The following is a 13,311-nucleotide window of genomic DNA, read 5'->3' as shown; positions in this document are numbered from 1 at the left end:
GCCGCTTAGTCCCGGAGCTTGGCCGCGATCAGATCGACCAGCACGCCGACATCGTCCAGGCTGCCGATCTCGCGGGTGTCGAAGCGGACGCCGAAATGCTTCTCGGTGGCCACCAGGATGCGGACATGCGCCATGCTGTTCCAGCCATCGACATCGTCCGCCGTGCTGTCCTTGGTCAGCGTCACGCTGTCCTGGTCGACGATGTCGGCGATGATGGTTTCAAGCGCGCGCAGGATCTGGTCTTCGGTCATGGTGGCTTTCCGGTTCAGGCAAGGGTGGAATTGTGGCGCTGCCGGAAGGGCAGGGCGGGCAGGTCATAGCGGTCCAGGTCAAGCCGGTAGCGGCGGCAGCCATCATCCCCTTCCGCGATCAGGGCGAAGCCCAGCTTGCCGTAATGGTCCCGCACCATGCCGTTCTTGGCGGTGGGCAGGTACAGGCCCAGCAGATGGGCGATGCCGGCCTTGCGCGCCGCGCCCGCAACCTCGGCCAGCATGGCCTCCTCCACCCGGCGGCCCAGCACGCGACAGCTCATCAGCCAGGTGTCCAGCAGCCAGGCCGGGGCACCGTCCACATCGTCGGGGCGGGCGATGATGACGCCGATCATGCCCATGTCACCCAAGCGGTCGGCCAAGCGCACCTGCAAGCTATAGGCGGCGGGGTCCTGTTCAAGCGCGGCGATCTCCGCCTCGCTATAGCGGCGGGTGGTCAGGTTGAACTGGTTGGATTTGTTGATCAGCTGGGTGACACGCTGCCGGCCCGTGGCATCGAAGGGCTGGCAATGGATTTCCATGGCCAGGGAGGAGAGATAGTCGCCCAGATCGCGCGACTGCGCCATCACCTCCGCCCGCCTGGCGTCCGCCGCGTAGGAGGCGGCGCGCAGCGCATCCTCGGCGGAGAATACCACCGCCTCGAAATAGCCGGCAGCCGACAGAAGGCGCGGATAGGTGCCGGGATCGGCGGGCAGTTCCGGCACGCCCACGCCGGGCAGGGCCGCGCGCACCTGTGCCCGCTCCGCCGGGTTGTCGTCCAGCAAAACCAGGGCGTCGATACCGATATTCAGGGTGCGGGCGATGGCTTCCAGGTTGCTGGCCTTGTCGGTCCAATTCGCCTGGAAGACCGATATATGCTCCTCCCGCAGCAGCATGTCCGGATGCTCGCGGAAGGGCAGGCGGGCGGTCTCGTCATTGTTCTTGGAACAGACGGCCAGCATGACGCCACGGTCGCGTAGTTGCAGCGCGTAATGCTGCACGGCCAGGAACGCCTCGCCCAGCGCATTGCCCTGGCCGATGGCGATCCCTTCCAGCCCGTCATCGCCAATGACCCCACCCCAGCAGGTATTGTCCAGATCCAGCACCAGACATTTGCGGGCCTTGCCCCGGATGGCACCCAGCAGGCGGCCCAGCAGGTCGGCATAAAGGTCGATGCAGGCGCCGGCGAAGGGCAGCTTGAAACTGTACCAGCTGGTCGCATCGAACCAGAGGTCGGTGCCGATCCGCTCCGCCAGTCCGGCGACATCCAGCAGATAGGCACCGGTTTCGCGCGCCAGTGCCGGCAGCCGGCTGTTCAGCGCCTGCACCATGGCGCGCGGCGTGCCCTCCACACCCAGGTCGTACGACCCGAACAGCGGCAGGGCCGGCACGGGAATGGTGGGCAGGATGACGGGGCAGCCCGCATGCTGCCGCAACCCGTCGATGACCGTGCGCAGCCGGTCCGATGCAGCCTGTACCAGGCCCCCCGCATCCTCCAGCACCAGCCGGTCCAACCCCAGCCAGCGATGGTCGATCACCAGAAGTGCGGCATCCACGCCAGCCCGGGCCACGTCGGAAGCGGGATCCAGGGCCAGCTGCATGACCTGGTCATAATCCCCGACCGTCAGGCGCAGGTCGACGCCATGGCGGGCGGCGGCGGCGGGCAGGCTGTCCACCACCAGATCGATGGTACCGCTGGCCAGCACGGCCAGATGCAGCGGCGCGAGGGGACGCATATCCCCGCCGGCCTCGCGGCAGCGGCGGATGGCCTTGGACAGGCCGGCGGCGGCCGGGCCCGTCGCCGCGTGGCCCGCCAGCCGCTGGATGGCGGCGCCCAGGTTGGCGCTGCCTGCATCCAGGGCCCGGCACTGGGCACGAAAACCTTCCGGCGGCGGGGGTAGCCAGGGCAGGTTCAAGATACTGTCAGCCATGTCCCCTCCCAGGGCCGCCGCGAGGCCGGTCAGCCCGCCGCGATGACTTTCGTGGCGAAGGCATACACCGCACGGCCGATCACGGGCATGAAATCGTCACGCCAATGGCTGAGATCCTCCTTCAGTGCTGTCTCCGCCCCGTACTGCTCCACCAGCTCACTGGGATTCATCAGCAGCAGGCCGTTCTCCTGGCAGATTTCCCGCAACTCGTCATGCAGCTTGGGCGGCCAGGCGATGGCCCTGCCGTCCGGCATGTAATATTGGGTATGCGTCAGAACACCCAGCGGTACACCAAGCAGCTTGCGCAGTTCCATCAGGTCCGCGACCATGGATTCCTTGCTGATGCGCCGCGGTGCCGCCTCGCGCAGGATGTCGCGCAGCAGGGCGTCATTCTCGCCCTGATAGGGCATGAGCTCCAGCATGGTCTGGGCATGCTCGGCAAAACCGGGCTTCATCTTCAGGAAGCCGTCATAGTACCAGCGCTGGGCGGCGGTGTGCCACCGCTTGTCCCGCTCATCACCCGACTTGGCCGCGACACCTGCGACACTGACCAGCGCATCGACAACACGCAACCGATTAAGGACGGTTCCCCTGAAGACCATTTCGACGTCGGAGCATATCTCCGCCAGCACCACATCCAGTTCCGACACGGCCAGTTCATAGCCACCCGGCCGGGGAGTGAAAGTGATGTTGCAGAGGGGCTGCACCGCCGCCGGTATCGCCTGTTCCCCGCGCAGGAAGCGCAGAAGTTGCAGGTGCTCAGCGGCCGTATGGCTGTAAGGCGTGGAATCATGGCCCGTGCGGCGGGCAGGGGCCCATGCCATGCCCAACTTTTCCAGCTCATAGACGGGATTATGTACGGTGCATCCGCTGAACGACCAGATGCCCAACACCTCCTCCTTTGTCTGCACCAGGCGATAGGTCCTGCCGTTGACATTGGGATCGGTGTTATCCAGTGACGAAAAACAGACGGCGCCCGTCCAGAAGGAATAGCGCCCGGCACCTTCGGCCTTTATTTCCACATGCATGACGTTGCGCAAGGGCAAGGGCTGCTCATCCTCGAACACCTCGAAGGATGCCAGTCTTTTCTTGTCATTGACGTCATAGTCCGGGGGGGCGGCGGCCAGCCAGCTATGGCCACCCGCATGCTGAAAAGGGGGCTTCAAAACAAAGGACGACAATCCATGCGGGAAATGGTCCTCATCGGCATTAACGACCTGCATATCCATATCAAAGCGCCCCGTAATATTCTCAGTCGCTTAGCTAAAGCCCAGCCAGATAACCAAGATTTAGACCGCGTCCCCGGTGGCGGTCAAATGAAACCCCGTGACGGGCCGGGCCGATTGCGCCATATCAGCGTTGGACGGAACAGGGAATTTCCAATGCAGGACCGGGCCGAGGCGCTGGAACAGCTTCGTGAAGAGGCACAGCTGTCACACGAAGCCGGCCGGCCGGCGCGCTTCTGGTGGCGCGACGACGACCTTGTCGCCAACAGTGCCAATTTCGACGCCTTGACCGGCCTTGCCGTGCGGTTCCACGCGCCCCTGCTGGTCGCCGTCATTCCGGGTATGGCCGCGGCCATGCTCGACCTCGGCAGGGCCGATCCGGGTCTGGTGCATTTCTGCCAACATGGCTGGAAACATACCAACCACCTGACCGCCGGGCCGGGCAAGAGCGAGTTCGGTGGCGACCGCGCACCTGATACCGTGCTGGCGGAGATCGCCGCCGGGCGGGATATCCTGGTGCGCCTGCTGGGCGACCGGTTCATGCCGGTGTTCGTGCCGCCCTGGAACGCCTTCGATCCCGGCCATCTGCCGGCACTGACCGCCTGTGGGCTGACCGGCCTTTCCACCTATGGCCATCGCCCGGGTCCCTATGCCGCCGACGGTATCCGGCTGGCCAACACCCATATCGACATCCTGCGCTGGGATGCGCCGGGCGGGCCGAAGGCGCTGGCGGCGGGCGATGTGTTCGACCGGCTGGCCCAGCTTGTCCGGCGCCAGCGGCTGGACCCCGGTGCCGATCCGGAACCGATCGGCATCCTGTCGCACCACCGCGCCATGGGCGACGATGCCTGGGCGCTGCTGGACGGACTGTTCGACGCGATCAACGGCATGCCGGGGGCGGGCTGGGCGGCACCGCCAGCCATCTTCGCCCCGCCTTCTTCAGCGCAGTAGCGTCCGAAGCCGTTCCATTTCCGCACGCACATGGCCGGCGCGGTCGGCCAGCAGCCGATCCTCGACATCGTTCAGGTCATGTACGGTGAAATGATCGTCGGGGCGAACCCGGCTCACCGATCCAACGGGCTCCGTGGCGCAGCCGCGGTTGCGCTTGCCGATCCATTCGGCGCGGGACTTGGTGAAATAATGGTTGATCACCAGCCGTGCGGCATCCGGCACGGCATGGCGGTCGGGATGGCCCTGGCTGCCGGCCAGGCGCCCGCCCTCATCGACCAGCGATCCCGCGGTCAGCCGCGGGGTGTGGATGTCGGGTGCGGCCACCAGACGGGCCTGCACGATGGTCTTCACCGACCGGTTCAGCGGATGGTCGGCGGCGGCGCGGCGGGTGAAGCGGCGGGTGACCAGGTCGTCCTCCCGCTCCATCCTGCCGTTCGACCCGTAAAGGCGCCAGGGAACCACCAGTCCCGCCGCCATATCATGGTCGGCCAGGATCGATTTCAGATCCTCCCCACGCAGCGGGTTCAGGAACTCGTCGCCATCGATGAAGGCCACCCACCGGCAGCGCTCCGCCAGCCGCGCCAGCCCGGCCATATAGGCGGGACGTTGGGCGGCGACATTGTGGGGAATGTCCGGCCAGGGGATGTAATCCACGATGCCGGCCCGCGCCAGACCCGACAGCAGCGGACCCGTTTCGTCCGTGCTGCCATTGTCGAACAGCACGAAATGCTCCACCCCGACCAGCCGGTGATGGGCGATCCATTCCAGCAGGTACGGCCCTTCATTCTTCAGGATGGCGCAGACGGCCAGGGTGAGCGGGGGCGGGGAGGCCGGGGGCGGCACCGGCCGGAAGATGGTGTCGGGCAGGGTGACCTCGACCGGCGTGCCGGCCAGCGGCACCCCATCCTGTCCGCAGACGACCAGATTGCCCGTGCGCCCGTCGGTCAGGGCGTCGGGCAGGGGGATGAAGAAGGCATGATGCCCGTTGCCGATGCAAGCCGCCTCCAGGTCGGGGCGGTGATGGTCGGCGATGCCGGCGGCCACCACCTGACCGTTCAGCAGAACCTGTACCGTCACGGGCACCAGCGGTGCGGTCGGATCCCAGGCCCAGCCGCAGACGTCGCGCCCGGCGATACGGTCGAAATGCCCCCGGATCAACGGCCGATCCCCCAGCGGTGACGGGGCGGCAGCGCCAGCCCGGTGAAGGGCGCCCCGTCCAGGTTCAGGTTGGGATTGTAACAGGGGTCGGCCAGCGCGATATGGGCCCAGCGGCGGCGCATATAGAGTTCCTCCTTCATCGCGCGGGCCAGCCGTTCCGGCGTGGCATCGCGTCCCCGGCTGACGCTTTCATGGTGGTACAGGTCGATCTCCGGCGTCCAGACCACCAGCGCCCCCGTTTCCCGCAGGCGCAGGCAGAAATCCACGTCGTTGAAGGCGACGGGCAGGTTCTCGGCATCGAAACCGCCCAGGATGGTGAAGTCGGACCGGCGGCAGAACAGGCAGGCCGCCGTTACGGCACTATAGTTTCCGGCCACGCGGGTACGGTGGAAATAGCCCTTGTCATCGACATGCACGGGCTGGAACGCGTTCTCCGCCAGCCCGCCGGTGCCCACCACCACACCGCCATGCTGGATCATGCCGTTGGCGAAGCGCAGCCGGGCGCCGACGGCCCCCACCTCCGGCCGGGCCAGTAGGGATGCCGCCACGGACAACCAGTTGCCGCCGATCAGTTCCACATCATTGTTGATGAAGCCGATGATGCCGCCCCGCGCCTGTTCGACGGCACGGTTGTTCATATCGGCGAAATTGAACGGCGCGTCATAGCGGACGACGCGGAACCGGCCCTGCCGTTGCCCATCCGCCAGCCATTGCCGCGTCTCATGCTCGCGGCTCTGGTTGTCGATGATGATGATCTCATAGGCCGCGTCGCGGGTCAGGGCCTCAATGCTCTCCACCGCCGTCCGGACCAGGGGCAGCCGGTCGCGCGTCGGGATGATCAGGCTGAACAGCGGCGGCTCGGCCGGGGCGGGCCATTCGATGCGTCGAAGCCCTTCCTGCGCGTCGATGGTGACGATGCCGGCATCCGCCACTCCACGTGCCGCCAGATGGTCGCGCACGGCCTGCGCCGCCTGGTCGGCCGCCACCGGGCCGGGTGCCCGGCGCAGCTGGCACAGCACCTCCGGCAGATGCTGGACGCGCCCGCCCGGTGCATGGCGCAGCAATGCGCGCAGCCGCAGCGCCGTGGCCGACGGGGCGGGGCCGGCATCATGCAGCAGCGCGCTGCGGAACAGGGTCAGACCGCGCGTGTAATCCTGCGACAGGCAGAGATCATAGTTCCAGTCCGGCCGGAACCAGGGCAGGACGCCGCCATCCACCGGCATGTCGGCATCGCCATACAGAATGTCGGCGCCGCTGGCCGCCAATGCCCGGGCCGCCCGGGTCAGGGCATCGGGATAAAGCACCGCCCCCTCGTCCAGCACCGCGGTCAGCTGGGCACCGCCGGCCATCCGCAGGTTCAGGACGGCGGCGGCCATGCCCGGCCGGTCGGCGGAGAAGGCATCGGGAATATCATCCTCCGCCGGCGTGCCCGCCTGGGCGGCGCGCCATTGCGGATAATGTTCGAACCCGATGCTGGCCGGCGTGACGCGCAATACCTGGTCCAGATAACAGCGCAGCAACCCCGATGCGGCCAGCGCATCGCCGTCCTGCGGATCGATATGGACCGACAATTGCTCCAGCAGCGGCAGCGGCCCGCCACCAAGGCACATGAAGGGTACCGGCGCCTCCGCCAGCGGGCCATGCCCCTCGGCATGGACGGCAACCTTGCGTTCCCGCCCGTCCAGGGTCCAGAAGGGCATGCGCAGGTTGAAGGCATGGTCGCCGTCGCCCACGCCCGCATTGATCAGATCGCCGCGCATCTCGTCCGCCATGGCCGTCGCCACGACCTGGCCGTCGATGACGGCCTGGACCCGCACATGCCGCGCGGGCCAGCCGGGCTGCCAGCACCAGCCGCGGATCACCGCCCCCAGCACATTGTCGACATTGCCCTGGACGATGTCCGACCGGGCCGCCGTTGCCTCCGCCGCCGCCACGTCACCATCGTCCGTTGCGGCCGGGGTATGCAGGTCGGTGAAGGCGACGGTGCCCGTGGACACCTCGCGCACGGTCATCGCGCGGCCGGGCGGCAGGTGGACGCGGATGCGGAACCCGCATTGTCCGTCACCATGGCCGGCGGCAGCCACGTCCTGGCGGTCCAGGTTGGCCAGCCCCGCGGCCAGCAGCACGCCGTCGCATTCCACAGCCAGGATCAGCGGTTCGCCCCGCCGGTCGGGCGTATAGGCCCAGCCGATCAGGGTACTGTCGGTATAGCTTTCGATGTGCCCGACGATGCGCATGCCTGTCCCGTTTCCAAGTGCCCGCCGGTGGGATTCATGCCGCCAGCGCGCGGTCCAGAAGGGCCGGCGTCAGCGGGCCGAAATCCACGACCCGGCCATGTTCCAGCACCATCACCTTGTTGCAAAGCCTTTCCACCAGGGGACGGCTGTGGCTGGCGATGACCAGCATGCTGGCGCGGTCGATCAGGGCGTTCACACGGTTCTCTGCCCGTTCCATGAAGGCCGCATCGCCCGCGGTGATCCATTCGTCCAGCAGCAATATCTCCGGCGAGATGGCGGTGGCCACCGCGAACATCAGCCGCAGCAGCATGCCCGAGGAATAGACCTTCACCGGCAGGTCCAGATAGTCGCCAAGGCCGGAGAAATCGCAGATATCCCCGGCATAGGCGTCGATCTCCTTCGCCGTCATGCCCAGCAGCAGGCCGCGCAGGCGGACATTCTCCCGCCCCGTGGCATCGGGATCGATGCCCAGCATCAGGTCGAACATGGGCGATACCCGCCCCTGCACGCTAACCCGGCCGGCGGTGGGCTCGTAGATGCCGGCCATGGTGCGCAACAGCGTGCTCTTGCCCGCCCCGTTATGGCCGATCAGCCCGACGCGGTCGCCCTCGCCCAGTTCCAGATTGACGCCGCACAGCGCATCGATATGCACGCGCGCCCCCGGTTCGGCACCGATGCGCCCGCCGGTGGACAGGTTCAGCGCCGTCTTCTTCAGCGACCGTCCGTGCAGGCCGAAAATCTGGAACCGGACATCGACATCTTCTAATCGGATATGGACAGGCATCAGTGGTCAGATCCAGTAGGCGACGCGGGGACGCGATGCGCGGAAGATCAGCAGGCCGACCAGCAGGCCGGAAAGCGCGATGAAGACCGATACCAGCCAGTGCAGGGGATCGGAATGTCCCGTGGTCAGCGGCTGGCGCAGAATCTCCACCAGATAATAGAACGGGTTGTAACGCAGGGCCGGGTGGCCGTCCGCCAGGAAGCTGCCCTTCCACAGCACCGGCGTGATGAAGAAGGCGCCGGTGATCAGGGTGGCCACGATCTGGGCCACATCGCGGAACCGCATGCAGATGCAGGCCAGCGCCAGGCCCCAGCCATAGCCCGTGACCAGCAGCAGCAGCAGGGCCAGAACGGCCAGCAGGACATCCACCGGTGACACCGGCACGGCGAACCAGATCAGCACGCCCACGATGATCAGCGCATGATGCAGCAGCACCACGGCGTTGCGGGCCACGACGCGGTAGACGAAGACCGTCTGCGGCAGGCGCATTTGCCGCAGATATCCTTCCGCCCCGATCAGCGCGGTGCAGCTTTCATTCACCAGCCCGGTGATCAGCGTCCATGTCACCATGCCGATGGCGACATGCGGCAGATAGGCGTGGATGTCGATATTGAACAGGTTGGCATAGACGGCGCCGATGCCGACCGTGAAGGCCGCCATGCTGATGGTGACCCAGAGCGGCCCCAGGATGGAACCCCGGTATTTCTGGCGGACATCGCCCATGGCCAGCGTCAGCCAGATACGCCAGGACGCCAGTCCACGCATCATGTCGGACAGGGCGGCGGCCATGGAAGGACGGCCGTCCGCGACGAACCCCCCGTACCAGCCACGCCCGCCCGACCCCCGGCCGGCTTGGTATTGCGACATGGTGCAACGCTCTCCTCAATCCCGGTCGGGGGCACATATATAGCATCACCATTTTCCATCAAAGCCTTATACCCGGCCCCGGCCGACACGCCCCACGCGCCCCGAGCGCAGGTGGCATGGCGCGCGCGGATTCCGGCCGCGCTTGACACCACCCTGTCGAACCGGCCACCTTCGCCTCGCAAGCCCTTGGCGGGCGCGGAAGGACGGGAATGGTGCAAGCGGGGTTTGAAGCGGCCGAAGGGGATACGACCGTGTCGCCGGTCGGGGCCCACAGCATGCTGGAGGGGTTGCGGTTCATCGCACGGCACCACGGCCTGCATCTTTCCCGCGAACAGTTGATCCGCCAATATGCGCGCGACCAGGACGAGGTGAAGCCGTCGGTGGTGACCGCCGCCGCCGCACGGTCGGGCCTGTCCGCCAAGGTTTCGCGCATGCGGTTCGACCATCTGCTGCGCCTGGGCCGCGCTGTGCCGGCCCTGCTGCGCCTGCGCGACGGCACGGCCCGCGTCCTGATCACCACCCATGCCAACGGCACGCCGCCCGTCGTCGTCCTGCGCCATCCCATGGATGGCGCGCAGCCCCGGCCCTACGACATGGTGGGGCTGGCCGAGATCTGGGACGGCGAAGTCATCCTGTTCAAGCGCCAGCAGGCCGCGGCGGAGGACAGCAGCGATTTCAGCCTGGGATGGCTGCTGCGCCAGTTGGGCAAGGACAAGCGCATCTATCGCGATGTCGGCCTGTCGGCCCTGGCCATGTCCTTCTTCGCATTGGTACCGCCGCTGCTCTATTTCCTGGTGGTCAACCGAGTGCTGGTGCACCAGCGCATGTCCACCCTGTTCGTGCTGGCGGTGGGCGTGCTCTTCGTCGTCATCTTCGACACGCTGTTCGGCTATCTGCGCCGCCGGCTGGTGGCCGAGGGTACGGCCAGGGTCGATGCCCGCATCGGAACCTATATCTTCGACCGGCTGATCGGCCTGCCGCTGGACGTGTTCGAACGGCAGAGCACCGGCACCATCAGCTACAAGATCGCGGAGGCCAACCGCATCCGCGCCTTCCTGACCGGCCAGGCGTTCACCACGCTGCTAGACAGCACGGTGCTGGTCGTGCTGCTGCCGGTGATGTTCTATATGCACACCCCGCTGACCTTCTTCGTGCTGGGGATGGCGATCGTGATGTTCATGATCATCATCCTGTTCATGCCGTCGATCGGGCGGGCCCATGGGCGGGTGGTGAGGGCGGAACAGCGCAAGGGATCGCTGCTGATCGAGACGATCCACGGCATGCGGACCGTCAAGACCCTGGCGCTGGAGGGCCGGCGGCGCCACCAGTGGGACGATGCCGCGGCCGAGGCGGTGAAGGCCCATCGCGACATGAGCCTGCTGGCCAACATGCCGCAGACCCTTCTCCAGCCGGTGGAGAAGCTGATCTATTCCGGCTCGCTGCTGCTGGGCTGCTATCTGGCGCTGACCACCAAGGATGGGGCGGTGGCGGTCGGGGCGCTGATCGCCTTCACCATGCTGGCCGGCCGCGTCACCCAACCCTTCGTGCAGATCGCCGGCCTGCTGCAATCGGTGCAGGAGGTGAGGGGCGCCATGGGGCAGGTGGCCTCGCTGGTCAATATCCCGGCGGAGGATACGCGCGCCACCCACGGCCTGCGCCCCCGCTTCGTGGGCAATATCGTGTTCGATGAGGTGCGGTTCCGCTATCCGGGCGCGCAGTCCCACGCGCTGGACCGCGTCACCTTCCACCTGCCGCCCGGCAGCGTCACCGGCATCATGGGCCGCAGCGGATCAGGCAAGACCACCATCACCCGCATGCTGCAGGGGCTGCACCAGGATTATGACGGGCTGATCAAGATCGACGGGACGGATCTGCGCCAGATGGACCTGCTGCATCTGCGCGCCAACCTGGGCGTGGTGCTGCAGGAGAACTTCCTGTTCACCGGCACGATTCGCGAGAATATCGGCATCGTCCGCCCCGATGCGACCTTCGATGCCATCATCGAGGCGGCAAGGCTGGCCGGGGCGGAGGAATTCATCGAGCGTCTGCCTTCCGGCTATGACACCGTGCTCAGCGAAGGGGGCAGCAACCTGTCGGGCGGCCAGCGCCAGCGCCTGGCCATCGCCCGGGCCCTGCTGGTCGATCCGCCGATCCTGATCCTGGACGAGGCGACCAGCGCGCTCGATCCCGACAGCGAGGCCATCGTCAACAACAACCTGCGCCATATCGCCGACGGGCGCACGATGATCGTCATCTCGCACCGCCTGGCATCGCTGATCGATTGCGACCAGATCATCGTGATGGAGCGCGGCCGGGTCTTCGATATCGGCACCCATGAGGAGCTGCTGGACCGCTGCGCCATCTATCGCCATTTCTGGTACCAGCAAAACCGTCACCAGTCCCCGCCCCCGCAGTCCGGAGAAAGCCATGAACGGTCGATCACTGGCCCTGCGTCCTGACCGCCGGGACAACGCCGCCGATCAGGCGATCAACGATTTCCAGTCGCACATGGCGGAAATCACGGGCGCGCCCTATCCGATGCGGCTACGCCTCACCGTCCATGCCCTGGTGCTGATGCTGGTCGCGGCCATCGTGACCAGTTCGGTGGTGCATCTGGACCGTGTCGTGTCGGCCCCGGGCCGGCTGGTGTCGCGCACGCCGACGCTGCTGGTGCAGCCGCTGGAATCCACCGTGCTGCGTGAGATCATGGTGCGGCCGGGCGACCAGGTGACCAAGGGCGACCTGCTGGTGACGCTCGACCCGACCTTGTCCAGCGCCGACCTCTCCACCCTGCGCTCCAACCGCCAGGCACTGGTCGCCCTTGTCGCGCGGCTGGAGGCGGAACAGGCCGAACAGCCGCTGGCGGAGCCCGACCCGGCCGATCAGTCCGCCATGACCGAATATTCCATCTGGAAGGCGCGGACGGCGGAGCGCGAGGCGCGGCTGGCCGTTTTCGACCAGAAAATCCAGGCGACCAACGGCCTGATCGCCAGTGGCCTGCGCGACGCGGAACATTACCGCGCCCGCCTGAAGGTCAGCGAGGAGATCGAGGGCATGCGGTCCGAACTGGCGCGCAAGGAGGTGGGCAGCCGCCTGAACGTGCTGATCGCCCAGGACAGCAAGGCCGAGGTCGCCCGCAACCTGTCCAACAGCGAACAGCAGGTCCGCACCTCCCGTCACGAGGTGGAAAGCCTGGCGGCGGAGCGCGAAGCCTATATGCAGGAATGGCGCTCGCAACTGACCACGCTGCTGGCCACCAAGCGCACCGAGCTGTCGGAAGTGGAGGACGGTCTGTCCAAGGCCGAATTCCGCCGTGACCTGGTCGAACTGCGCGCGGTGGCCGACGCCACCGTGGTCAGCGTCGCCGACGCGGGCGCCGGTGCCGTCGTGCCGTCGGGAGAGGTGCTGGTCACCCTGATGCCGGCCAACGCCATGCTGGAGGTGGAGGCCGACGTGGCCGGCATGGACCAGGGCTTCGTCAAGGTCGGGGACGAGGTGCAGGTGAAGCTGAACGCCTATGAATTCACCCGCCACGGCACCGTGCGGGCCGAGGTGCGGTCGATCAGCGAGAACAGTTTCGCCCAGCGTGACGACGGTACCGTGGCCCCGGAGCGCTTCTACAAGGTCCGGGCGGAGATCAAGGCGGTCGAGCTGCGCAATGTGCCGCCCTCCCTGCGCCTGATTCCAGGCATGCCCCTGAATGCAGACATCGTTGTCGGCAGCCGCCCGATCATCGCCAACCTGTTGGACCGCATCATCGCCAACAGCCAGGAAGGGCTGCGGGAGCCTTGATTTTGCTCGCATTCCGCCCCGGTCCCGGGGCGGGGTGGCGCATGGAAGCCGCCGCCGAAGGCGGTTTTGACTTTGGTTGGCAAGATGGAGCCCCTATAATCGGCGCGGGCTGGCTTA

At 66.9% G+C, this 13,311-nt stretch carries 10 protein-coding genes; 3 read left to right on the top strand and 7 right to left on the bottom strand.

What is annotated here, in order from left to right; genetic code table 11:
* Nucleotides 1–5 precede the first annotated feature (5 nt).
* From ACM9HJ_RS01915 to ACM9HJ_RS01905, 3 genes are read right to left on the bottom strand one after another with little or no spacing between them, the layout of a single operon-like run.
* On the bottom strand, nucleotides 6–251 hold the full coding sequence (locus ACM9HJ_RS01915) for an acyl carrier protein (protein WP_416569980.1): 246 nt from the start codon (nucleotides 249–251) through the stop codon (nucleotides 6–8).
* A gap of 14 nt (nucleotides 252–265) precedes the next feature.
* Nucleotides 266–2,179: an HAD-IIIC family phosphatase gene (locus ACM9HJ_RS01910; RefSeq protein WP_416569979.1), complete on the bottom strand. Its 1,914-nt coding sequence runs from the start codon at nucleotides 2,177–2,179 to the stop codon at nucleotides 266–268.
* Nucleotides 2,180–2,208: 29 nt separating this feature from the next.
* Nucleotides 2,209–3,402 carry a hypothetical protein gene (locus ACM9HJ_RS01905; RefSeq protein ID WP_416569978.1) on the bottom strand — a complete coding sequence of 398 codons (1,194 nt, stop codon included), beginning with the start codon at nucleotides 3,400–3,402 and terminating at the stop codon, nucleotides 2,209–2,211.
* A 159-nt stretch (nucleotides 3,403–3,561) separates the two neighbouring features.
* Between ACM9HJ_RS01905 and ACM9HJ_RS01900 the strand changes: the two genes are divergently transcribed.
* Nucleotides 3,562–4,356 carry a hypothetical protein gene (locus ACM9HJ_RS01900; protein ID WP_416569977.1) on the top strand — a complete coding sequence of 265 codons (795 nt, stop codon included), beginning with the start codon at nucleotides 3,562–3,564 and terminating at the stop codon, nucleotides 4,354–4,356.
* Here the strand turns inward: ACM9HJ_RS01900 and ACM9HJ_RS01895 are convergent.
* The 4 genes from ACM9HJ_RS01895 to ACM9HJ_RS01880 are packed head-to-tail and all read right to left on the bottom strand — an operon-like array spanning nucleotide 4,345 to nucleotide 9,402.
* On the bottom strand, nucleotides 4,345–5,514 hold the full coding sequence (locus ACM9HJ_RS01895) for a glycosyltransferase family 92 protein (RefSeq protein ID WP_416569976.1): 1,170 nt from the start codon (nucleotides 5,512–5,514) through the stop codon (nucleotides 4,345–4,347). The two genes, ACM9HJ_RS01900 and ACM9HJ_RS01895, sit on opposite strands and share 12 nt — an antisense overlap.
* Nucleotides 5,511–7,751 (bottom strand): glycosyltransferase family 2 protein, encoded by a 2,241-nt coding sequence (locus ACM9HJ_RS01890; RefSeq protein ID WP_416569975.1) that lies wholly within the window; start codon nucleotides 7,749–7,751, stop codon nucleotides 5,511–5,513. The genes ACM9HJ_RS01895 and ACM9HJ_RS01890 overlap by 4 nt, the downstream gene beginning before the upstream one ends.
* Before the next feature lie 34 nt (nucleotides 7,752–7,785).
* Complete coding sequence (locus ACM9HJ_RS01885) at nucleotides 7,786–8,535, bottom strand: ABC transporter ATP-binding protein (RefSeq protein WP_416569974.1); 750 nt, start codon at nucleotides 8,533–8,535, stop codon at nucleotides 7,786–7,788.
* Nucleotides 8,536–8,541: 6 nt separating this feature from the next.
* A complete protein-coding gene (locus ACM9HJ_RS01880; RefSeq protein ID WP_416569973.1) occupies nucleotides 8,542–9,402 on the bottom strand; it encodes an ABC transporter permease in 861 nt (286 codons plus the stop codon).
* Between the two features lie 251 nt (nucleotides 9,403–9,653).
* Between ACM9HJ_RS01880 and ACM9HJ_RS01875 the strand changes: the two genes are divergently transcribed.
* Both ACM9HJ_RS01875 and ACM9HJ_RS01870 read left to right on the top strand, forming a co-directional pair.
* Nucleotides 9,654–11,861: a peptidase domain-containing ABC transporter gene (locus ACM9HJ_RS01875; RefSeq protein ID WP_416569972.1), complete on the top strand. Its 2,208-nt coding sequence runs from the start codon at nucleotides 9,654–9,656 to the stop codon at nucleotides 11,859–11,861.
* Nucleotides 11,830–13,194, top strand: coding sequence for an HlyD family type I secretion periplasmic adaptor subunit (locus ACM9HJ_RS01870; RefSeq protein WP_416569971.1), 1,365 nt, complete (start codon nucleotides 11,830–11,832; stop codon nucleotides 13,192–13,194). Before ACM9HJ_RS01875 ends, ACM9HJ_RS01870 begins: the two co-directional genes overlap by 32 nt.
* Nucleotides 13,195–13,311 lie beyond the last annotated feature (117 nt).

The sequence above is a fragment of the Niveispirillum sp. KHB5.9 genome (assembly GCF_048066115.1).
Lineage (GTDB): Bacteria > Pseudomonadota > Alphaproteobacteria > Azospirillales > Azospirillaceae > Niveispirillum.
This window is presented reverse-complemented; position numbering and strand designations above follow the sequence as displayed.